21 protein-coding genes and 1 riboswitch are annotated in these 22,350 nt (G+C 55.1%); of the genes, 6 read left to right on the forward strand and 15 right to left on the reverse strand.

Annotated elements, in window-relative coordinates; genetic code table 11:
• Window positions 1–2: 2 nt before the first annotated feature.
• Genes CHH75_RS10915 through CHH75_RS10925 form a run of 3 tightly spaced genes read right to left on the reverse strand, consistent with a single transcriptional unit; the run spans window position 3 to window position 3,125 of the window.
• Window positions 3–809, reverse strand: a complete 807-nt coding sequence (locus CHH75_RS10915) for an energy-coupling factor transporter transmembrane component T family protein (RefSeq protein WP_095264705.1) — start codon at window positions 807–809, stop codon at window positions 3–5.
• Complete coding sequence (locus CHH75_RS10920) at window positions 806–2,467, reverse strand: ABC transporter ATP-binding protein (protein ID WP_095398223.1); 1,662 nt, start codon at window positions 2,465–2,467, stop codon at window positions 806–808. Before CHH75_RS10920 ends, CHH75_RS10915 begins: the two co-directional genes overlap by 4 nt.
• Before the next feature lie 34 nt (window positions 2,468–2,501).
• Window positions 2,502–3,125 carry an ECF transporter S component gene (locus tag CHH75_RS10925; protein WP_095264704.1) on the reverse strand — a complete coding sequence of 208 codons (624 nt, stop codon included), beginning with the start codon at window positions 3,123–3,125 and terminating at the stop codon, window positions 2,502–2,504.
• Between the two features lie 141 nt (window positions 3,126–3,266).
• Window positions 3,267–3,380, reverse strand: a riboswitch (TPP riboswitch).
• 190 nt (window positions 3,381–3,570) lie between these two features.
• On the opposite strand from CHH75_RS10925, the gene asd reads away from it, so the two are divergent.
• Window positions 3,571–4,371 carry an archaetidylserine decarboxylase gene (gene asd, locus CHH75_RS10930; protein WP_095264703.1) on the forward strand — a complete coding sequence of 267 codons (801 nt, stop codon included), beginning with the start codon at window positions 3,571–3,573 and terminating at the stop codon, window positions 4,369–4,371.
• Window positions 4,372–4,392: 21 nt separating this feature from the next.
• Here asd and CHH75_RS10935 read toward each other — a convergent pair whose 3' ends face one another.
• The 3 genes from CHH75_RS10935 to pdxR form a co-directional block, all read right to left on the reverse strand.
• A complete protein-coding gene (locus CHH75_RS10935) occupies window positions 4,393–5,262 on the reverse strand; it encodes an SDR family oxidoreductase (RefSeq protein ID WP_095264702.1) in 870 nt (289 codons plus the stop codon).
• A gap of 276 nt (window positions 5,263–5,538) precedes the next feature.
• On the reverse strand, window positions 5,539–6,324 hold the full coding sequence (locus CHH75_RS10940; RefSeq protein WP_095398157.1) for a helix-turn-helix domain-containing protein: 786 nt from the start codon (window positions 6,322–6,324) through the stop codon (window positions 5,539–5,541).
• Between the two features lie 22 nt (window positions 6,325–6,346).
• Window positions 6,347–7,843 carry a MocR-like pyridoxine biosynthesis transcription factor PdxR gene (gene pdxR, locus CHH75_RS10945; RefSeq protein ID WP_095398158.1) on the reverse strand — a complete coding sequence of 499 codons (1,497 nt, stop codon included), beginning with the start codon at window positions 7,841–7,843 and terminating at the stop codon, window positions 6,347–6,349.
• A 125-nt stretch (window positions 7,844–7,968) separates the two neighbouring features.
• Between pdxR and CHH75_RS10950 the strand changes: the two genes are divergently transcribed.
• The 3 genes from CHH75_RS10950 (at window position 7,969) to CHH75_RS10960 (ending at window position 10,344) form a co-directional block, all read left to right on the forward strand.
• Window positions 7,969–8,583 carry a pyridoxamine 5'-phosphate oxidase family protein gene (locus CHH75_RS10950; RefSeq protein ID WP_095398159.1) on the forward strand — a complete coding sequence of 205 codons (615 nt, stop codon included), beginning with the start codon at window positions 7,969–7,971 and terminating at the stop codon, window positions 8,581–8,583.
• Window positions 8,584–8,707: 124 nt separating this feature from the next.
• Window positions 8,708–10,006, forward strand: coding sequence for an aminotransferase class I/II-fold pyridoxal phosphate-dependent enzyme (locus CHH75_RS10955; protein WP_095398160.1), 1,299 nt, complete (start codon window positions 8,708–8,710; stop codon window positions 10,004–10,006).
• 209 nt (window positions 10,007–10,215) lie between these two features.
• On the forward strand, window positions 10,216–10,344 hold the full coding sequence (locus CHH75_RS10960; protein ID WP_095264697.1) for a sporulation protein YjcZ: 129 nt from the start codon (window positions 10,216–10,218) through the stop codon (window positions 10,342–10,344).
• A 147-nt stretch (window positions 10,345–10,491) separates the two neighbouring features.
• On the opposite strand, the gene CHH75_RS10965 is transcribed toward CHH75_RS10960, so the two are convergent.
• From CHH75_RS10965 to CHH75_RS10985, 5 genes are all read right to left on the reverse strand, one after another.
• Window positions 10,492–11,712: an ABC transporter permease gene (locus tag CHH75_RS10965; protein ID WP_095398161.1), complete on the reverse strand. Its 1,221-nt coding sequence runs from the start codon at window positions 11,710–11,712 to the stop codon at window positions 10,492–10,494.
• Window positions 11,709–12,461: an ABC transporter ATP-binding protein gene (locus CHH75_RS10970; RefSeq protein ID WP_095264695.1), complete on the reverse strand. Its 753-nt coding sequence runs from the start codon at window positions 12,459–12,461 to the stop codon at window positions 11,709–11,711. Before CHH75_RS10970 ends, CHH75_RS10965 begins: the two co-directional genes overlap by 4 nt.
• Window positions 12,462–12,545: 84 nt before the next feature.
• A complete protein-coding gene (locus tag CHH75_RS10975; protein WP_095264694.1) occupies window positions 12,546–13,883 on the reverse strand; it encodes a DEAD/DEAH box helicase in 1,338 nt (445 codons plus the stop codon).
• 329 nt (window positions 13,884–14,212) lie between these two features.
• Window positions 14,213–14,986 carry an SDR family NAD(P)-dependent oxidoreductase gene (locus CHH75_RS10980; RefSeq protein WP_095398162.1) on the reverse strand — a complete coding sequence of 258 codons (774 nt, stop codon included), beginning with the start codon at window positions 14,984–14,986 and terminating at the stop codon, window positions 14,213–14,215.
• 115 nt (window positions 14,987–15,101) lie between these two features.
• Complete coding sequence (locus tag CHH75_RS10985; protein WP_095398163.1) at window positions 15,102–15,560, reverse strand: chemotaxis protein CheX; 459 nt, start codon at window positions 15,558–15,560, stop codon at window positions 15,102–15,104.
• Window positions 15,561–15,970: 410 nt separating this feature from the next.
• Between CHH75_RS10985 and CHH75_RS10990 the strand changes: the two genes are divergently transcribed.
• Together CHH75_RS10990 and CHH75_RS10995 are read left to right on the forward strand one after the other, a co-directional pair.
• The gene (locus CHH75_RS10990; RefSeq protein ID WP_095264690.1) at window positions 15,971–16,873 is read left to right on the forward strand and encodes a LysR family transcriptional regulator; all 903 of its coding nucleotides are present in this window, start codon (window positions 15,971–15,973) and stop codon (window positions 16,871–16,873) included.
• Window positions 16,874–16,956: 83 nt separating this feature from the next.
• Window positions 16,957–17,766, forward strand: coding sequence for a histidinol-phosphatase (locus tag CHH75_RS10995; RefSeq protein WP_095398164.1), 810 nt, complete (start codon window positions 16,957–16,959; stop codon window positions 17,764–17,766).
• Window positions 17,767–17,915: 149 nt separating this feature from the next.
• Here CHH75_RS10995 and CHH75_RS11000 read toward each other — a convergent pair whose 3' ends face one another.
• From CHH75_RS11000 to sdhA, 4 genes are all read right to left on the reverse strand, one after another.
• The gene (locus CHH75_RS11000) at window positions 17,916–18,629 is read right to left on the reverse strand and encodes a potassium channel family protein (RefSeq protein WP_095398165.1); all 714 of its coding nucleotides are present in this window, start codon (window positions 18,627–18,629) and stop codon (window positions 17,916–17,918) included.
• Between the two features lie 252 nt (window positions 18,630–18,881).
• Complete coding sequence (locus tag CHH75_RS11005) at window positions 18,882–19,703, reverse strand: AAC(3) family N-acetyltransferase (RefSeq protein WP_095264687.1); 822 nt, start codon at window positions 19,701–19,703, stop codon at window positions 18,882–18,884.
• Between the two features lie 116 nt (window positions 19,704–19,819).
• Window positions 19,820–20,584, reverse strand: a complete 765-nt coding sequence (gene sdhB / locus CHH75_RS11010; RefSeq protein ID WP_095264686.1) for a succinate dehydrogenase iron-sulfur subunit — start codon at window positions 20,582–20,584, stop codon at window positions 19,820–19,822.
• Window positions 20,585–20,597: 13 nt separating this feature from the next.
• Window positions 20,598–22,343 (reverse strand): succinate dehydrogenase flavoprotein subunit, encoded by a 1,746-nt coding sequence (gene sdhA, locus CHH75_RS11015; protein ID WP_176475536.1) that lies wholly within the window; start codon window positions 22,341–22,343, stop codon window positions 20,598–20,600.
• Window positions 22,344–22,350 lie beyond the last annotated feature (7 nt).

Below are 22,350 nucleotides of genomic sequence, written 5' to 3' on the forward strand. Positions count from 1 at the left end.
ACTTAATTGAACCGGACATCGCCGATGCCAAACCACGGATAATAGCTTGCCCCCGCATATGCACAGCAGACGGCCGCAGCCAGCAAGCCGACCGTCAGCACATCATACCGGGAATACTGAGACGGATAGTAGTACGTTCGCGCCTGACTCCGGTCCCCGTCGAACTGCTTCGCCTCCATCGCCGCAGCCACGCGGTGAGCCCGGCGAATGCTTTGCGCCAGCAGCGGAACTACATATAATCCGGCGCGCACGACCAGCCTGCGCGGGCCGCGAGCCGGCTGTACCCCGCGCACCTTCAGCGCCTGCCGACGAATAAGGAATTCCTCCCACACCATCGGCAGCAGACGGATGGATGCCATGAAGCTGTACGCATACTTGGGCCGAAGTTTAAGCTTCTGCATTAACGCATAGAACAAGTCGACCGATTGCGTTGTGGTTACAAGCAGCAGGCCTTCGGCTGCAAAGGCGATGCCTTTGAACCCGAGGTGCAGACCGCGGTAGAAGCTTTCCTCCGATATTTTGAACAGGCCCCATTGCCACCAGATGGTATCCCCTTTACCAAACAGCATCATCGATGAAGCAGAAGCGAGGAACGCCATCATGAACGGAATGAGAAACAGCAGCATTTTCCAGGGCTGAATGCCGCTTAGCAGCAGCAAGCAAACCGTGAAGATCATCGCTTGATAGATGATGACATCAAGATCATGAGTGAGCACGGTCATGAAGAACAACAGACAGATGACACCCAGCTTCACAACCGGATTCGTCCGATGCAGCCAGGTGTGACGGACAGGTCCCCAGAAGCTCATGAACTCACCTCCGCCAAGGCCATGTCCGATTCTGCCGCATGTAATCTTGGCGACACCTTCTGGGACACCACCCTGCCCTCGCGGATCTCCCATATATGCGTGGCGGCCATCTCAGCGATCTGCAGCTCATGTGTCACCATCAGGATCGCGGTTCCGCTGCGCCGAAGCTGCTCGCACATCTCCAGGATCGCAAACGTATTGCGGGCATCCTGCCCGAAGGTGGGTTCATCCAGCAGCAGAACCGAAGGCTGTCTCGCCATGGCCGTAGCGACACTGAGCCTGCGCTTCTGACCGGTTGACAGCTGATACGGATGCCTTCCTTCCAGCCCATGCAGACCGAAGCGCTCCAGAATGCTGCGAGATGCTTCCTCCGCTTCACTGGCAGGCATACCGTCCACCAGCAAGGAATAAGCAACCTCATCTCCCACACGCTCCGTGACAAACTGAAGCTCCGGATTCTGGAACACAAACCCGATCTGGCGAAGCTGCTGTTCCCTGCGTTTGCGAAGCTTCTTCCGCTTTCCCTTAACCACATGCTCGCCGCCAAGAATGTAGGTCCCTTCAGATGGCAGTAAGCCCATCAGGCTTAGCAGAAGCGAGCTTTTGCCAGCTCCGTTCGGGCCGAGGATCGCCACATAATCACCCGGGAATACCTCCGCATGATCCAATGCGATCACAGGCTGACTGCGCCGCTGGCCAGCGAAGCTCTGCAGCGTGATCTGCGGCTCACGGCTGCAGCGATTCGCGCTTACGCTCGCGTACGGATTCACGACTTCATTCTCCTGATCCGGACGCCCCCTCCCTTCACCGGAGGAGGCCACCACCGGTTCCAGGGAGGATAACGATCCAGCCGCGCTGCTCGAAGCGATGCGGGGGAACCACTGCTGCCCCGCGCGCGAAGCTGCATAGTCCTCCCACACGCCGGGATACCAGATGCCGTAGGACTTCAGCTCCGATTCATAACGAGCGAACACTTCCTTCGGCGGGCCTTCGCCCAATATCACGCCATCCGGTCCGAACAGCACGATCCGGTCCACATAGTCTGCCATCTCTTCGATCCGGTGCTCCACGATGATCAGGGTACGTCCGGCGGACACTCGCTTCACCGCTTCCCAGATCTGACGCCGGCCTTCCGGATCAAGCAGAGCCGAAGGCTCATCCAGGAACAGCACCTCCGGTTCCAGCAGCAGTGCCGATGCCAGTGCCAGCCGTTGCTTCATTCCTTGTGACAAGTGGCTGATCGGCATATGCAGCTCCTTGAGATGCAGGCCGACCGCATCCAGCGCTTCGCGCATTCTCGCTTTCATCTCGTCCCGGGGGACCGCAAGATTCTCCAGAACGAAAGCCAGCTCCTCATCCACATACGGCATGCAAAACTGCGTGTCCGGATCCTGGAACACGTAAGCCCATGAACGGGGAAGCTGCCGGTTCTCACATTTCATCGGCACCTCGGTCGCCTTCGGAATCATGCCGCTGAGCACCTGCAGCAGCGTCGATTTTCCGCATCCGCTCGGCCCGAGCAGCAGCACTTTTTCACCCGGCGCGGCCTTAAAGGATACATCCTTGAACGTCAGCCGCTCTTCCCCGGGGTATTTCAGCCGGAGCCCCTCCACGGATACTGCCTGCTCCCTAGGCTCTCGAAGCCCTTCCGCCGCCATCGGCTCCCAAGCGGCACTGCGCCCAGTTCCCTGATCAGCCATGGCGCGGATCGTCCAATGCTTCGTAATCCTTCGATGAAGCCGGGCGGAGCAGCGCCGTTACGCCTGTACGCTCAAGCGCCTTCGCCAGCAGCACCATGAGCAGACCGGCGATGACCGCGCCGCTGAGGATACGCATGCCGTATTTGGCAATGAACAGCCAGGATTCCAAATCATCCGTGTAGCTGTAGTAGAAATCGAGCACCATCGAGCCAAGCGCTGCCACAGCTCCTGCCGCTGCAGCAACCCACACGCTGTAGTTCCGGTAGCGGAATGCCGCAAAGACCAGCTCGGCTCCAAGTCCTTGAATCAGCCCGTACATAAGCAGGGTCAGACCCCAGCCGCTGCCAAACAGCACTTCCACGTGCGCGGCCGCCAACTCTGCAATAATCGCGACGCCCGGCTTACGGATCAGCAGAAAAGCAAGCGTTGCCGCTGCAAACCACATCCCGTACAGCAGCTCATCCGCCTGAAACGGCTTGAGCAAGCTATATACCGATCCCCAAAAGTGATACACAATCCCAAACACCAGTGACACCAATACGGTAACCAAAATATCGCTGACTCGCAGTCCTTTCCGGGACTGTAATTCCAAATTTTCTTTAACTGGAACTCCCATAAACCTTCATACCCCTCTCAACCTTTATTTCGTGGCGAACAGGATTGGCAAGATTCGCGCCGGCCGGCTGCTCATTCATTCCAAATCCACACAACAAAAAACCGTCTGGAAAAATGCGCAGACGGAAAATAGGCCCTAGTATAGGCAGGGTCGGATATTCTCTACGCTGGCATTACCCAGTTCAGATTAACGGTCAGCAGCGGGATAACAGCTGCAATCTCAGCCTGATTCACTCAAGCCCCCGTACTCCCTATTCGGTTTTATGCTAATCTAAAAATACACAGCCCATCGCAAATTTGCAAGAACCATTTTACAAATTGACCGATTTATTGATTTCGAATCAAAACTGTGTCAATATCAGATTGTACTTACCATGCGTCTATCAACCGGTGATATGAAACCGCCATCAAGATCCTATAGACACATGCAGGAAAAGGAGAATTTCATGGCTAAACATTTGCTGCGGCTAATGACCGAACTGTCTTCCCGAAAGTGGCTTTCCAAGCTGATGGGGCGCTTCTCTCACAGTGGAGTCAGCCGTTATCTTATACCGACATTCATTCGGGTATATCAAATTCCCGCCCACGAAGCGGAGAAGGAAATTCACGAATACCGCTCGCTGAACGAGTTCTTCTCCCGCAGACTGAAAATCGGCATGCGCTCCATCGATGATACACAGAGCGCCATGGTCAGTCCGGTCGATGCCACCATTACCGCGCAGGGTTTGATTCAGGCAGGCACCATTGTCAATGTGAAGGGGCAAGACTACACGATAGCCGAGCTGCTGAACCACTCCCCGCGAATTGAGCATTATATCAACGGGTATGTATTTGTGCTGTATCTAAGTCCGACGGATTACCACCGCATTCACTCCCCGGTTACCGGCGTGCAGACGGAAAGCGAGCATCTGAAGGGCAAGGTGTACCCGGTCAATGATTTTGCAATGACCCATATCCGGTCCGTGCTGAGCCGGAACGAACGGCTGATTACATACATTGCGCATGAATTCGGCGAGGTCGCTGTTGTGAAGGTTGGCGCGATGAACGTCAGCAGCATTCAATATGTGAGCGACGAGGTCAAGCAGTGGCAGATCGGCGATGAGCTGGCTTACTTCGAATTCGGCTCCACCGTCGTGCTTCTGACCGAAAGCGGCACATTCACGCCACGCGGAGATTTAGAGACCGGCTCAAGGGTCAAAATGGGCGAGCTTCTGGGAGTCCTTCATCCGAATGAAAAAGCAAACTAGTCCCCTGTTCTTGCGTCAGCGTTATTCCCTGCCTGCGTCCTTCTGACGCAGCAGCCTCATGACGATGCGCTGGAACAGCCGGTCCGGCAGCAGAAGCTTCATCCAGGCCGACCACTGGGTCGAACGGGGCAGCCGATAACGAAATTTCGGTTTACGCATAGTGGCAATCCGTGCCACCAGCCTGGCGACCTCCATCGGGTCTCCGGCCTGCTCGGCTGTCCGCTTGGAATAGGCCAGCACGCCGGTTAATACCTCGCGGTACGGGGAATGCTCCCCGCTCTGGATCGCCCCGAAGCTCTTGCGCCAGATCGGGGTGCCATAAGCGCCCGGCTGGACCAGCACCACATCGACACCCCAAGGGGCCAGCTCCATCGACAGGCTTTCACTGAACCCTTCTACCGCGAATTTGGATGCGGCATACGGCCCGTATCCCGGAAAGCCAACCACACCGCTGATGCTGCTCAGCATGATGATTTTGGCGCGCCCGGTTGTACGCAGCAGAGGAAGCATCGCCTGTGTCACCGCCAGCGTGCCGAAGAAGTTCGTCTCCATCTGTCTTCTCCAATCCGCAAGCGGCACTTCCTCCACCATGCCCCCGACCGCTTCACCGGCGTTGTTCACCAGCACGTCGAGACGGCCGTAGGTATCTTCGATGTATGCCGAGGCCTGCTCAATGTGCTCCGGGCGGCAAATGTCCAGCCGAAGCGGATGAATCAACCCTCGAGCCCCTTCCTGTTCCGCACGCAAACGCAGCTCATCTTCTGCCTCCGGCCTCCGGACACCCGCAACTACAATGTATCCGGCTTGGGCCAGCGCCAGGCTGATCAGCATGCCGAAGCCGCTGGAAGCACCTGTGACCAGGGCCACCCGCTGTTCCTCTATCTTTGTCATTCCCCTTCCTCCTTTTGGTTACAGCCAAAAAAAGCGCAGATGATCCCGCAACCGGGTTCAGTCCGGAGCAGGGTGTAATCTGCGCTTTCTGATGCCATGAATCTCTGACAGCGAACGGTGTCGGCGCTTCGTTTAAGCGGTTCAAGCGGAGCGGAGCCCGCAATACCAGCAGGGCCCCTGCTCCACCCAGCTGCACAAGGACGCCCCAGCGCGCGGGATCCGCACTTCGCCGCCTCATGGCGAAATGACCCAATCGGAATGTTCGAAATTGACGCATCAACGGATTTCGGAAGGGCTTTTCCCCGTGTACTGCTTAAACTGCCGACTGAAGAAAAAGATGTCCCGGTAGCCCAGCGCATCAGCCACCTCGGTCACATTCATCCCCTGATGCAGCAGCAAATGCTGCGCCCGCTCAATGCGCATCCGGATAATATACGACTGCACTGGCGTCCCGATCAGTTCTTTGAACTTGATGGAGAAGTAGCGCGGTGATAATCCGGCTCTGGCAGCCAAATCCTCCACCCGATGCGGGATGCCTGGATGCTGGCGGACATAATTGGCGATTTCGTGGATGGCTTCCGATAGCTGATTGCTCACTTTTTTGACAATCGGCTCAGCCAGATCGGCACGCAGAAGATAAATCATTAGCTGTTTCAGAATCAGCTGTCCCTCTTCCTCCCCCCCGAAGGGCTTGTCCAGATACAGCCTGACGTACCTTGCCAGCAAATTCTCGAACTCCATCGTCTCGGAGAGCTGCCGGTATGGAGCGGGAACCTCCGTTACCGGCTCCGTAACGTCAAAATGGATATATGTCAAAACCAACGGCTTTTGCGGATTATGCGTCGCGCTCGTATGATCGCCCGGACGAAACAGGAAGCAGCTCCCTTTCCCGACCGTATATGGCTCATCATTCAGCTCGACAATCCCTTCCCCGCTCCAGACATAAAACAAATCGTAATTCTGCATCGGTTTTTCACGCTTTTGCCACTTCCATCCCGGTTCGCAGACGATCTTCGCCAGCGCGGGCTTGATTACAAAAGAAGACGGCGATGCGTTCAGCATCACTCATTCCCCCTCATCTATGTCAAAAAATTGATCCTCCACCATCATACCTGTTTTTCAGCATGTCTGTCCACGCAGCAGCCAGCCGGCGAACCCCCTCTTCAATCTGGCCGTCGTTCAGATGGGCAAATGCAAAGCAGGCCGCCGGAGGAGCGAAACTATAATGATACACGGACGCATTGCGGAACACAACCCCGCGGTCGCGCGCCGCCTGTCTGAACCTGTCATAGGCCTCGCCGGATTTCAGCCAGCTCGCGTATACGAGCAATCCGGAATCTCCTCGTTCGAGACGAAACACTTCCGGAACCTGCCGGTTCATATGCTCGCAAAAGGCTTCGTACCTCGCACCGAACACCTTGGTCATTCGCCGCAGATGACGCGCATACCCGCCCGTCTGCATAAACCTGGCCAGCGCCCGCTGCTCCAGAGAAGCCGGGGATATCGGCTCATAGATCGCTTTAGCCGCCACGACGGGCGATACCAAGGCTGGCGGCAGCACGGCATAGCCTAGCCGAAGGCCGTTAAACATCGTTTTCGAGAACGAACCGATGTAGATGACCCTCTGCTCGTGATCCAGCACCTTCAGCGGCTCAATCGGCCGCCCTCTCCAGCGGAATTCGCTGTCATAGTCATCCTCGATGACCCAGGCATTGCGTCTGCCAGCCCAGTTCAGGAGCGCCCTTCTTCGTTCAAGCGGCAGCACCTTTCCCGTGGGGTACTGGCGGCTGGGCGATACGACAAGCAGTTTAGCCTCCCATTCCGAAGGCACGAGGCCCTGTGCATCCACAGGCGAAGGCAGCGGAATGCCGCCGCTGGCAGATACCGCTTGATAGATGCCCGGGAATCCGGGATCCTCAAGCACAACAGGCTCCCCCTCATCAACCAGAAGCTGGAATAACAGCATCAGACCCTGCATCGAGCCGCTGAACACAACGATCTGCTCCGGGTCGGCCTCAATGCCGCGTTTGAATCGCAGATGACCGGCGATCGCCTTTCGCAGTTCCATGTCTCCGGCAGGAGGTGGCCCGCTTTCCAGCAATCGGCCGCCGATGCCGCCTGCAAAGGCTAATGCGCTGCGCCACTCCGCATAAGGAAACAGCTCCATCGGAATATTCACACTTGAAAATGAGATCGTTCCTTCTTCAAGCCGGTCAGCATCCCCGCTCTCATTCTCATTGTCCCCTGCAGGGATGGCATCCATAAGCCGCTTCCCCCAGACCGATAGCACCGGCTCCCGGGAGGTGGGCAGCATGTCAGGGCGTTTCGTCATCCCTTGGGCGACATACGTTCCGCTGCCAACCCGGGTCTCCACATAGCCTTCTGACAGCAGCATGTCGTAGCTCTGGGCGGCCGCTCCCCTCGATATGCCGTACATCCTGGCGAGCTCGCGCGTAGCCGGAAGGCGGACACCTGCCGGCAGATTTCCGCTCAGAATGGCTTTGCATAGAGCCTGGTAGAGCGCCAGGTACTTGTATTTATATTTTGCTACATAGGTTTCAAACGGCAGCCCCAGTTCCATCGAACCCCTCCTGTATCCACAACTGAAATTGGCCTATATAAATCACTGTAAATTGGCGCTTTTGATGTGTCAATCTGAAGCGTATGCTGTTCACATGGGATGAAATCATATATGAGGTGATACGAATGAGAAGAGATGAATTTATGATGGACGACCCGGCGGAGATTGAAGCCTTTATGCATCAGGCGAGCTTCGGCTTTCTCGGCACGGTAGGTGAAGACGGCATTCCACGGGTGACCCCGCTGAACTTTGTGTATGCGAACCAGGCCTTTTATTTTCATGGCAGCCGCATGGGCGAGAAGATGGAGCATCTTCGGCGCACCCCCGCGGTCTGCTTTACTGTGGCGGATGAATATTCTCTGATTCCGTCCTATTATTCCGATCCGGTCCTGGCCTGTCCCGCAACCGCATATTTCAAAAGCGTAACCGCTGTCGGGGAAGCGGTGCTCGTAGATGACCTCGAAGAAAAAGCGCTGGCAATGGAAGCGCTGATGCGTAAGCTTCAGCCGGAAGGCGGCTATGCCACGATTGATGCACAGGACCCGAAGTATGCCAAAAGGCTGAAAGGGGTCGCCGTCATCAAGCTGGTGCCCCATCGGCTGAGCGCAAAATTCAAATTCGGGCAAAATCTGACACCGGAGCGTCTGGAGAGCATCGCGCAGGCGCTCGAAAGCCGGGATCAGGAGCAGGATCGCGAAACCGCAAAACTAATGCGAAAATATTTCACGGGATCGCATTAAAGCGACGCGAATTGATCGTGACGGTTGATGTGCAAGGTGGTATAATGTTAGGCAATGAATCGGAGACATTACATCCAATGTCGTCATAATATCCAATAGAATTGCGGAAGGAAGGAGCCAATTCATGAACCCATTGGCCGGACAATTGAATGAGAAGCTGCAAGCCGGTAACCCGCATGTATTTGACATGCTCTCCACACTCGGCAAGGAGCTCTATTTCCCGAAGGAAGGCATTCTGAGCCAATCCGCTGAGGCAGCAGCCCATGCGAAAAAATATAATGCAACGATTGGAATCGCAACCGAAGGCGGCATTCCTATGCATCTGGGGGTCATTCAGGAGAAGCTGTCGGCTTTCGCGCCGAAGGACCTGTACCCGTACGCCCCTCCAGCCGGCAAGCCGGAGCTGCGCTCTCTATGGCGGGACAAGATGCTGGAAGAGAACCCTTCGCTGCAAGGGAAGAGCTTCGGCAATCCGATTGCAACCAATGCACTGACCCACGGTCTCAGCATCGTCGCTGACCTGTTCGTAGATGAAGGCGATGCCGTCATCTATCCCGACAAGAACTGGGAAAACTATGACCTGACATTCGGCGTCCGCCGCCATGGGGTGAACGTGAATTTCCCTCTTTTCACATCGGAGATGACCTTTAATGCCGCAGGTTTGCGCGACGCCCTTCTGGCCCAGAAGGATAAGGGGAAAGCCGTGGTTATCCTCAACTTCCCGAACAACCCGACAGGCTACACACCTGGGGCAGCCGAGGGAGACGCCATCGTCGCAGCGATCAAGGATGCGGCCGAAGCGGGAATCAATGTCGTTGTGGTTACGGATGATGCGTATTTCGGCCTGTTCTTTGAAGATTCGCTCAAGGAATCGCTGTTTGGCCGCCTGGCCGATCTGCATCCGCGCGTACTGGCGGTGAAGGTGGATGGAGCCACGAAGGAGGAATTCGTCTGGGGATTCCGTGTCGGCTTCATTACCTATGCTTCGGAGAACAAGGACGTGCTGGATGCCCTGGAGCAGAAGACGCTCGGCATCATCCGCGCAACCATCTCCAGCGGTCCCCACCCTTCGCAGACCTTTGTGCTGGATGCGTTGAAGGCACCGGGATTCAAGGAGCAGAAGGAAGAGAAGCTTCAGATTATGAAAGGCCGCGCCAATAAAGTGAAGGACATTCTGGACAGCGGCAAATATAGCGAAGCATGGGACTACTACCCGTTCAACTCCGGATATTTCATGTGCCTGAAGCTCAAGACGGTCCAGGCTGAAGCGCTCCGCTCCCATCTAATTCACGAGTACGGGATCGGCACCATTGCTTTGGGCGAACATGATCTGCGGATCGCATTCTCATGCATTGAGGAGCCATATTTGGAGGATCTGTTTGATTTGATTCACCAGGGTGTTCAGGATCTGCAGCAGACGTAATTACGCAGTGACCGGACACATGCGGTGATGATCGATAGGAGAAGCCGCTCTCTACAAGCCTTGTAGAGAGCGGCTTTCTTGTATACCTGGGACAGGCTCAGGCATTTCACCTAATTTCTTCCGTCAAAAATCAACGCTCGCCCATACCTAAAAACCATTGCATACATACAATACCGTGTACCAACCAACAAGTGAAAGGGGAATGAACAATGGGTGCAGTTGAAGAAGTAAGAGGTTGCGGTGGATACGGTGGCGGCTTCGGATACGGTCATGGCGTAGGAGCCATTCTGGTTCTGTTTATCCTGCTCGTTATCATCACTCGTTCTTTCTGGGTGTAATTGAATCTGCCCATCCGGCCTTTGCCGGCAGATGCATCGCGATGGCATCACGGTCACGCGACTGACGTACAGCGGATGCAGACGGCTGCCTGCAAAGGTAAGGCCGGAACGCTAACGTCCCGGCCTGTCGATACCATAATGTAACGATCAATCTTCATCTTCGTCTTCCCGGCGGTCCCTTCGCAGCGCAGCATGACGAAACATCCACACGAGCGCGAACCCGGCCACGGCCGTACCGAGTGTCAGACCCGGGGCCGCCGCAACGGAAGCGAGCATAGGGAGCCACATCACGAGCGCCCACAGCAGTTGAACCCGAAACAGCAGATATGCTTCATTCAGGCGCCGGGTTCCTTCCGGAAGCGGATATACATGAAGCCAGAACGATTCCCGATGCATTTTCCGGAGCGAGGAAAGCTGCAGCCCCACGATCATCAGACTGGCTAAATATACGACCGTGCCGACCGGACTGTCTCGGCTGATCCATACAAGGAACGTCCCAAGTACACCCACCCGCATCAGAATGCCGAGCATATCACTTCGAGCCAGACTTTTGATCAGCAAGTAGCGGTAGGCTGCGTCTTTCCTCCACGGAACTCCTTTGCCCCAGCTTGATAACCATTTCCGTGCATGAACCCGCTGTTCAAGCTGCGGCACATTGACGAACCAGCTCAGGATCTGCATTACGCGGCTTGCCTGACGGCGCTCGACAGCGATGAGCCGCTCCCAGGGAACAAGATGTCTGACCGGATAAGCCGCTGCTGCAGCGTAGGTCAGTCCAATCAGGGCGATGAATATGAGACCGCGGCCTGACGGCTGCCACAGCCATGCGGCAAGCGCGAGTGCGGCCACGCCCCAGCGAAGGCACCGGAAGCATGCCGCCATGCTCCTGGACACCATCTCCTGCTCTCTCCAGCTGCCATAGCTGGCCAGCAGCTTCAGCCCCGCCAGCACCACGATGGTGAGCAAGAGCGGTTTCGCAGCAGCATCGCTGCGTACATATAGCGGCCACAAAATCATCAAGGCGATCATTAAGCCGATGATTTTGTAAATGACGCCGCGAATCCAGCCCTGAGCGAAGTAACGGCTCATCCTTGCTTCCTGTGGAAGCAGAAACACGGTATCCGCTGGCCTTAGATAAGTGCGAACACTGCTGTTGATAACCAGCGGCGCGAGCACGGCCAGCATGATCCAGCGAATCGGCAGATCCGGCGGCAGATTCATGATGAAGCTTGTGTACCAGGCGGCAAACACAATTAATAAAAACAGAAACACAAACGCTACGCCGCTCTGGATCACATAGCCAAAATAAGGGACAACCTCTCCCCAAAATTGATTGCGCCTCTTGAGATACAGCTCCCGTAAATTCATGCCTGATTCCCGCCTTGGATCAGGATATTAAACAGCTCCTCCAGCGATTTGCCCGGTTGCCCGGCCTGTTCTCCAATCTGCTGCAGCGTCCCTTGAGCTACCACCCTGCCGCGATTCATCACAATAAAGCGGTCACAGTAATTCTCGATCGTCGACAGAATATGAGAGCTGAGCAGCACCGAAGAACCGGCTGCCTTGACCTCCAGCATGAAATCCAGCAGGGAGCGAATGCCGAGCGGGTCGAGCCCCAAGAACGGCTCGTCAATGATATACAGCCCCGGTCTGGCTACAAAAGCACACATGATCATCACCTTTTGCCGCATCCCCTTGGACAGATGGATGGACAGGCTGTCCATCTTCTCCTCCATCCGGAACAGACGGGATAGATGAGCAGCTCTCGCCTCATAATCTTCTCGGGACACGCCGTAGGAGCGGGCGGCAAACTCCACATGCTCGCGGACGGTCATCTCGTCATAGAGCAGCGGCGACTCGGGCACAAACGCCAGGGAGCTGTGATACAGCTCTGTATCCTCCTCCCGGCGTTTGCCCTGCACCTTGATTTCCCCTTTCTGGGGATGCATCAGCCCCAGAATATGCTTCATAGTCGTACTCTTCCCTGCCCCGTTCAGGCCGATCAGACCGACCAGCTCGCCAGGCTGAACCTGAAAGGAGATATCGTGCAGCACCGGCCGGTTAATGCTGTAACCGCCGCTCAAGTCCTGAACAGAAAGTACCGGTTGTTCACTCATTATCTTCACCTCTTGTCTTCATTCCTGCGGTATGCCCGGGCCGTGCCGGGCTTATAGACCTGGAAACATCGAATGAAATGCCGCCTATTCGCGCGACTTGTCCTTTAACCACCGCGGCGCACCCTTATTCTTTCTCGTGCGCTCCCGTTCACTTTGCCGCTCTGCGGTCGCCTTGCCGGTGCTCGCCCGGCCCTTGCCGCTGACCGCTGCCGGCTTGCGAGCCTGGCGGGCTTTCCCTGAACCCGAGCCGCTGCCTCCTGAACGCTGCGGTGAACCTGATGCAGTTCTGGGCGCTCTTACCTTCCCGGCGTAGAAAGCCCGCTCCTCAATCGTAATTCCAAGCTCCCGATTGAACTTGCGCATAATAAAGGTCTGGCGATCTGTAATCAGTGAGATGACCATCCCGCTTCGTCCCATCCGTCCTGTCCGTCCAGCCCGGTGCGTGTAATGTTCCGCATCCAGCGGCGGGTCGAAGTTGATCACCATGCCCAGCCCCTCGATATCAAGTCCCCGTGCGGCTACGTCACTGGCCACAAGCAGGCGCGTCCGGCCTTCGCGGAAAGCATTCAGCACCCGGCTGCGTGTCAGCTTGTCCGCATCGCCGTAGATAGCGGCAGCATTCAGGCCCAGATAGTTCAGCTTCGCCTCCACCTCGCCAAGATCGTCCGTATTGTTCACAAATACGATAGCCCGTTCCGGGTTATAGTGGCGAACGACTCGGCGGAGCATGTCCAGCTTGTCACGTTCCTCGGACACAAAATAATAGTGCTCCAGTGAGGACGGCGTTTTCATGTCCGGATCAATGCCCACCTCAACCGGGCGATCCATCTCCTGCTTGACGAGATCCGCCGTCTGCTGGCTGACGGTGGCCGATAGAAAGACAAGCTGCCGGTCGCGCAGGGCGCTTTTCAGTATCCGGTCAACATCACCGCCCGCGCCAAGCTGGAACACCTGATCCACTTCGTCAATGACAATCGTTTTTACCAAATGCATTTTCAGCTTGCGGACCTCGATCAGTTCCCGGATGCGGCCTGGCGTACCGATCACCAGCTCCGGATGCTGCTTCAGCTTCTCGATCTGGCGCTTAACCGCAGCCCCCCCGATCAGTCCGAGAACGCCGATGCCCCGAGGCTCTCCGTATCGCTCCGCCTCGCGAACGATCTGCAGCGCCAGCTCCTGGGTCGGTGCCAGAATGACCTTCTGCGTCCCTTTCACCTCCGGATCAATCGTTTGGAGAACAGGCAGCAAATAAGCCAGCGTTTTTCCCGTTCCGGTCTGGGAAGTGGCCAGCACATCCCTGCCCTCAAGGATATGGGGGATGGCTTCGCTCTGAACTGGTGACGGAGACTCGATGCCAAATTCAGCCAACCTTTCGGTGAAGTCCTGTGCGATTCCTAATGTATGGAAATTGGTTGCGTTCATAGATTTCGTCCATCCTTTGTTATTCGTGTATGGTTCACTCTTCCCATTATATGCGAAAACAGGAGCCCTCACCAAATACAACCTGGAGAACGATGACCGGGTTACATAACCTTACGATATTCAGGGGATTAAAATTGGGAATGTTACAGTGTGTGGAGAGAGGTATGAAGGATGTATTCATCTTATACATCTATCGGTTTGTGGAAGCTGAGGCTGCCCGCGCCAAACGGACCGAACGAGAGAACCTGTTCACGTCTCGGTACATTTGGCGCGTCTCGTACAGGTGATTCCTTCGCCGAGGAATCGGCTGATGTCACACGCCTCCGCTGTTACTTTTTGTTCATCCATCTGTGCAATGCCCGATCCAGAAACCGTGGGCACAGCTGATAGAGCTTGATGCCAAATGCGGCCAGACGCGGCAGGTTCAGCTCCTCCTTGCGTTTAAGCACAAGGGTCACCACCCGCCGGGCCACATCATCCGGCTTCAGCATCAGCGCACCCAGATTTTTCATGTATCCGCCTGACGGATCGGCAATCTCCAGAAACGGGGTGTCTATCGGGCCCGGATTTACCGTCGAAATCGTAATTCCGGTGCGGTGGAGCTCCTGCCTCAGCGAATTGCTGAAGCCCAGCAGGGCATGCTTGGTCGCGGAATACGCCGTGGACTTGGCGGTTCCGATTTTACCGGCCATTGAAGCGACGTTGACGATTTGCCCGTCTCCCTGCTCGAGCATGCTTCGAAGAACGGCCTGCGTGCAGCGTACAACCCCTAGATAATTGACATTCATCATATCTTCGAACTCGGTTAACGACATATCCAAAAAAGGGCTGAACTTGCCGTAGCCGGCATTGTTAATCAGTACGTCGATTTTGCCGTGCTTGGCTAGAGCCGCCTTAAATATCGCCTGGACCTGTTCATCATCCCGGACATCCATCATCGCAATCTCGTGCGGCCCGGGCATGCGCTTGCTTACCTCCTGCAGCCGCTCCTCCGAGCGTCCGATAAGGATCACATACGCGCCTTCCGCCGACAACCGTTGCGCAATCAACGCTCCGATTCCGCTTGAAGCGCCCGTAACGGCAACGATTTTGTGTTGTAACATGATTCGGACTCCCTCCATGGTTCCCCTTCATCGGTGTTCGATCTGATTCCTTCTTGTACCAGGCACCACCAGATCAAGGGCCGCTGAACGGATAAATAGATCGTATGTATCTATTTTATGAAATCATGACTTGAATATCCAGTTCTCCGATGCCATCCATGTGGAGTGGAATGCTCAGCGCTTTTTTCTGAATGAGATCCGATGCACTGTCGGCCTTCACGACCTTCGGCGGCGTAATATCAACACTGACACCTTGTCCGGCCAAAATCGTGCTTGCATTGCCGCTGATCATATTGCCCAGCTCGGAGATGGCGCTCTGCCCCATTTCATTCATTTCAGTGAGCACGTAGCCTCCCATCATGACGGACACCAGCCGCAGGGCAACCTCCTCTTGGATACCGAATACAATTTCACCGTTCATCTGTCCGGTCATGCCGATCAGAATCCAGATATGATTCTCCAGATAGCCGATCTCCTTGACGCCCAGATTGCCTGTAGAAGGTGAAACCTGTACCACTTGTTGAATCACGTTTCTTGCGGACTCTATGAAAGGATTAATAACCTCCGCCTTCATTGTCTAATCGCGCCCCTTTCGCCGGGTTATTGGGCAAGGGTTCCTTAAAGCCTGAGAAGTTCATCCCCACTTATGGATACCCCGCACTGAATCATCGTAAAATAACTTGTATGCTTGCTTATTATCCAGACATCATGATAGGTAAGATTTATAAGGTCCTTCATTTCATATGGTCGAATAATTCAGGCCTTTAGTCTTATTCATTTCCATGTCTACTTTACTATTATCGGATGCATTCGCAATCTTTTAATAATAATTATTTGGAAATCGTGATGTTTTTGCTCATTTTGCTGCAAAATCCTCGGTTTCAGGCGATTGATTGCCCCCTTCGGAAGAATAACCTATAATTTAAACAATAAGAGGCACACAACCATAGCGCGGAAGAACGAAATCATGTCAGGAGGAAGGCTATGAATATCAGCCAGTTGGAAACGCTTATCACCATCTCCAAAACGATGAGCTTTCGCAAAGCGGGGGAGCTCCTTAATCTGACGCAGCCGGCCGTATCCGCACAGATCAAAAGTCTGGAGGATGAGTTCAAGACCGTGCTCGTCGACCGCAGCCAGCCGGTCACCCTCACAGATCGGGGCCAGGTGTTTGTGGAACATGCCGAACAAATTCTGAGCATCGTGGATGAGCTGAAGCAGCGGCTGTCAGACCTCGACCAGACGCCGCAGGGACATATTCAATTAGGAACAACCACTTCGATTGCGATTCAAATTTTGCCTCGGGTTCTATCCTATTTTCAAGATCAGTTCCCACATATCAAAACCACTATCCAGTCCATGGCTTCTTCGCAAATTTATCACAGTGTAGAGAACGGCCTGATCGATATCGGCATCGGCTATCTCATTGAACGAAACCCTAACCTGAGCACATCCATACTGTACTACGACACCTTTGAACTCGTGGTATCTCCGCAGCATCCGCTGGCCAGCATGCCGAAGGTAAACATCAACTCACTGGGCGGCATTCCGCTCATCCTGCTGACCCGGGATACGGTCGGCCGAAGATTCGCCGATGACGTCATGCGGGCGCACGGCATCGAGCCGCAAGTGGTGATGGAGCTGTCGAGCAGCGAGGAGATCAAACGAATGGTCGAGATCAATCTGGGCGCGGCCATTATCTCCAAGCAGTCGGTCGCCCCCGAGCTGCGCAATGGCACGCTGCAGATCGTCCCGCTTCCGGAGCTGGAGGTCAGCCATCCGGTGGGCGTCATATACAAGAACAGCCGCTATGTCAGCTCAGCCATGAGACAATTTATCAGTGACCTGAAGGGAATGCCGGAAACCCAGTTTATCAGCAGTGAATGAGCATTAGACCATCCCCTCGGGGGTTGTCCGGCGCATCCGATAGATCAGAGAAAGAGAAAACCATACGATTTAAGGAGGAACACATGAAATTCGATATGCACACTCACCATTTCCGCTGCGGGCATGCCGACGGCACGATCCGGGACTACATCGAAGCCGGCATTGATGCGGGCCTGCAGGTGATCGGCATCTCCGATCATACGCCATACTTTGGCATCCCGGAGGAACAGCCTTTCCCGGGGATCGCCATGGCCAAATCGGAGATCACAGGTTATGTGGACGAAGTTCTCCGCCTGAAAAAAGAATATGAAGGAAAGATCAAGGTGCTGCTCGGCATCGAGTCCGATTTCTTCCCCGAAGTCGCCGAGGTGTACCGGAAAGCGCTGGCCGCCTATCCGTTCGATTATATAATCGGCTCGGTCCATCAGGTGAACGGTGTCAGCATCTTCAACAAGAACCGCTGGAACAAACTGTCCCCGGCGCAGAAGGTAGCGGATAAGGAAGCCTACTTCGATTTAATCCGGCAGTCTGCCAGAAGCGGAATGTTCCAGATTATCGGACATATGGACGCCATGAAGGGAAATTATCCTGCCTTTTCGGAGATTATCGCCGATGAAGCAATCGAGGAGACCTTGAAGGTCATTGCCGAGTGTGGGGTGGCCATCGAGATTAACACTTCAGGCAAAACGAAGCTGTGCGGAGGCTGGTACCCGTCCAACGCCATACTGGAAGTAGCGCATTTCCACGGCGTCCAGGTTACCTTTGGCTCGGATGCTCATACGCCGTCACGTGTGGGTGACGAGTTTGAGGAAGTGTCCCGAGTGCTGAAGGAGATCGGTTACACCGAGTGGGTATACTTTGAACAGAAGCAAAAAGTGGCGGTCCCTCTCTGATCGTTTTTGCAGGGAGGATTTTGTTACAAAAATGAAATATATCTGTTATGAAACTCTAACAGCGGCAGGTTACACTTATCACATGACCCCCTTTTGAGAATATATATATGGTGTTGGGACCCGGAAGCTCGGGTCCTCTTTTTTTTTACCTAGCTGTGTTCTTCAGATGAAGATTTCTTCTCGTTGCCTGACTCGGATTCCTCTTCCGCTCGCTTGTTCACCTGGTCCTCTCCGCGAGTTTCCAGCTCTTCATCGGAGCCGGGACTCATCATCAGCCGCAGCGTACCCAGCATGGACAAGGCATAGCCAACTGTAATAAAACTGAAAGCCATCTGCATGATGACTACGAGCCGCGCCGTATTATCCACCGCTACAATGTCGCCGTAGCCCACCATCACAAATGTGGCCACACTGAAATACAGAAAGGCAACCCCCTGGCTCAGCAGGTCATCACCGATCGGTGAGCCTGAGAACGAGCTGCTGCCAAACAATTTATAGATCGACGTATAGACGACGGCAAAAAACAAAACGCACATCACCGCTGCCATGCTGATCCGCTCCACGACCGTTCTGAGCCGGACCTCCTGGTGGGCAGATTCGGAAATCTTCTTGAATATGTACAGGACATAGAACACCACCGAGCCGAGCGAGAACAATACAATCGTTGCCCGAAGTCCTCCTGGCCCGTGAAATACAGCTGTCAGATCAATCCATTCCAGCAAATCCTCCACCGATATGAGCACATAAATCAGCAGCGGTGCAAGCAGTAGAGGTCTGCTGGACCACGCTTTATCCGCTTTGTAAAAAAGATATACCAGCACTGCCAGCCCGGCGATATTAAGGCACCACATCCACCAAGTCACATTGATTCCCTCCTCAAGCGGGCCATCCCGGGCCCACTCCTTACGGGGTTATTACCCGTTGACGGGGGATGATGTAACCGGGAGATATTCCTAGATTCGATATCGGGAGCCACGCTAACCAATCAAATCCTCCCACCGGACAGATGATAGCACGGTGATGCGAAGGCTTGATGCACCAGCATCGGCGGCGGGAATGCCCCGGCTCCCGGACATGCAGCTTGCGAACAGAGAGACATGCGGGGGTACTCCCAGCTACGGTGTAGGCCGCTCGGCCTTCCGATGCGCCTTCAACCAATTCACGGCATAATCAACCATCTTCGGCTGCGCAGCCAGCAAACTCGGGGCGTTTCCAATCTGACCCCGGGACCAGGCATCCGGATATGCGGCCTCGAAAGCCATACCCAGCTGCTCAAAATCATCGGAATAAAAGTTGATATCTTCAAATGTGACCCATTCCGTCCTTTCCCCTGCTCTTCGGATCGGAGCGCAGGAGGTAATGACCTTCTTGCCCTCCCAGTCGGCTCTGTATTCAGCCAGGTGGAACGATGTATTCGTGGCATGCCCCGTTCCGAGATGAAGCACGTAAGCGCCTGTTTCATATAGCCGGGCAAGCGGGGACGGATCCCCCAGCCCGAAATCCAGCTCATGTGGACACATGAGCTGCTTAGCCAGAGGGCCGCGCGCGGCAAAGGATAGTTGCGGATGGCTGCTGCGAACAACGCCAGCCTGTTTACGAAACGTCTCCGCAATGACACCCATGCCAGTTGTCACCGTTAAATCGGGATCATATGGCGGCATTTCATCCCGGATGAGCTGCCACCACGCCTCGGCAGCCGGCGGGTTTCTCCACGTTGCCGGGTCCGTCAAGTTGGACGATTGAGTCGGCATTACCAATGTGCCCTCCCTGCCGATCGCCTCCTCCAGCGCCAGAATGACCGCCTCGGGGCCGCCCGGAATCCAACCCCCTATGCTTTTCAGAGAAGAATGCACCAATAGCGTCATTCCCTCCGTCACCCCGAGCACCTTCAGATCACGCACCATATCGTTCATAGTAATGGGTCTCTCGATAATCAATCCGATTCCTCCTCCCTCTTCATGCGACAAGCACCCGACCAGTCAGAAGCCCGGTCGGGTGCTTGAAGAATACGCTGCTATAGCAGCGATTATTGGTTCGCGGGCTGACAGCCTCGTTATACGCTGAGCCAGCGTTTGAACATGTGCTTGGTTGTTTCCTTGTTCATCTCGGCGATGGAGGTGGTCAGCGGAATGCCTTTCGGGCAGGCACGCACACAGTTCTGCGAGTTGCCGCAGCCCTCGATGCCGCCATCCTGCATCAACGCCTCCAGACGCTCTTCCTTGTTCATCTCGCCTGTTGGGTGCGCGTTGAACAAACGCACCTGGGAGATTGCTGCCGGACCGATGAAATCCGTCTTTTCGTTAACGTTCGGGCAAGCCTCCAGGCACACCCCGCAGGTCATGCACTTGGATAGCTCGTAGGCCCACTGACGCTTGCTCTCAGCCATCCTCGGCCCCGGACCAAGGTCATAGGTGCCGTCGATCGGAATCCATGCTTTTACGCGCTTCAACGCCGTGAACATGCGGCTGCGGTCGATGATCAGGTCGCGCACAACCGGGAACGTCTTCATCGGCTGAATGCGAATCGGCTGCTCCAGCTTGTCAATCAAGGCAGCGCACGCTTGACGCGGCTTGCCGTTGATGACCATCGAGCACGCGCCGCATACTTCCTCCAGACAGTTGGAGTCCCAGCATACCGGAGCCGTTGTCTGGCCTTGCGCATTTTTCGGATTGCGCTGAATTTCCATCAGCGCGCTGATTACGTTCATACCCGGACGGTAGGGAACCTCAAACTCCTCGGTGTACGATTTGGATTCCGGGCTGTCCTGGCGGGTTATAATAAACTTCACGCTTTTAGACGCGGTTGCTGTTTGAGCCATGTTAAATCCCCCTTTACTTATCTTTCGAATAGTCGCGAACACGCGGCGGGATTAGGGAAACATCCACTTCTTCATATGAGATTTCCGGTCCGTCCGGCGTCCATTTCGCCTTCGTTGTTTTCAGGAAATTCTCGTCATCCCGGTTCGGGAACTCTGGTTTATAATGAGCGCCGCGGCTTTCATCGCGGAGCAGTGCGCCCAGCGTCATGGCCTCAGCGAGCTCCAGCATGTTCCACAGCTGTCTCGTAAACGCCACACCCTGGTTGTTCCAGCGGGATGTATCGGTCATGTTGATGTTGCGGTAGCGCTGCTTCAGCTCTTTAATTTTGTCAATCGTAGCCTGGAGCTTGTCATTGTAGCGAACAACGGTCATGTTGTTGGTCATCCACTCGCCGAGCTCCTTGTGAATCACATAGGCATTTTCGGTGCCTTCCATCTTGAGCAGATCCTCATACTTGGTGGTTTGCTCTTTCGCGAACCGATCGAATACGGAGGAGGAAATGTCCTCGGAGGATTTCTTCAATCCCTTCACATATTCAATCGCTTTCGGTCCAGCGACCATGCCGCCATAGATGGCGGATACAAGCGAGTTCGCGCCCAGACGGTTCGCACCATGATATTGGTACTCACACTCGCCGGCTGCAAACAGCCCCGGAATGTTCGTCATCTGATTGTAATCTACCCACATGCCGCCCATGGAGTAATGGACCGCCGGGAAGATTTTCATCGGAATTTTGCGCGGGTCATCGCCCATGAACTTCTCGTAAATTTCGATGATGCCGCCGAGCTTGACGTCCAGCTCCTTCGGATCCTTGTGGGACAGGTCGAGGTATACCATGTTCTCACCGTTAATGCCAAGCCCCATATCGACGCAGACGGAGAAGATTTCTCGCGTCGCGATATCGCGTGGAACAAGGTTTCCGTAAGCCGGATATTTCTCCTCAAGGAAATACCAAGGCTTGCCGTCTTTATAAGTCCAGATCCGTCCGCCTTCACCGCGTGCCGATTCAGACATCAGACGCAGCTTGTCGTCACCCGGAATGGCAGTAGGGTGAATCTGGATGAACTCGCCGTTGGCGTAGTGTACCCCTTGCTGGTATACGGCGCTGGCTGCCGTTCCTGTATTAATAACGGAGTTGGTCGTTTTGCCAAAAATAATGCCCGGGCCGCCGCTGGCCAGAATGACCGCCTCGGCCTTGAACGCGCGAATCTCCATCGTGCGCAGATCCTGGGCAGTAATGCCCCGGCACACGCCCTCATCATCGATGATGGCCTGAAGGAATTCCCAGTTCTCGTATTTGGTAACGAGACCTGCCGTTTCCCACCGGCGCACCTGCTCATCGAGTGCATACAGCAGCTGCTGGCCTGTCGTTGCTCCGGCAAACGCCGTACGGTGACGCTTCGTACCGCCGAAACGACGGAAGTCAAGCAGCCCCTCAGGCGTCCGGTTAAACATAACGCCCATGCGGTCCATCAGGTGGATAATGCCCGGAGCCGCTTCACACATCGCTTTCACCGGCGGCTGATTCGCCAGGAAGTCCCCGCCGTACACGGTATCGTCAAAGTGCTCCCAAGGAGAGTCGCCCTCCCCTTTGGTATTTACTGCTCCGTTAATGCCGCCTTGTGCGCAGACGGAGTGAGAACGTTTTACGGGTACAAGTGAGAACAGATGAACATGGGCTCCTGCTTCCGCCGCCTTGATGGTTGCCATCAAGCCTGCAAGACCGCCGCCCACTACAATAATATTAGATGCCATAATAAGTTCA

The organism is Paenibacillus sp. 7541 (genome assembly GCF_002276395.1).
In the GTDB taxonomy this organism is placed as follows: domain Bacteria; phylum Bacillota; class Bacilli; order Paenibacillales; family Paenibacillaceae; genus Paenibacillus_AQ; species Paenibacillus_AQ campinasensis.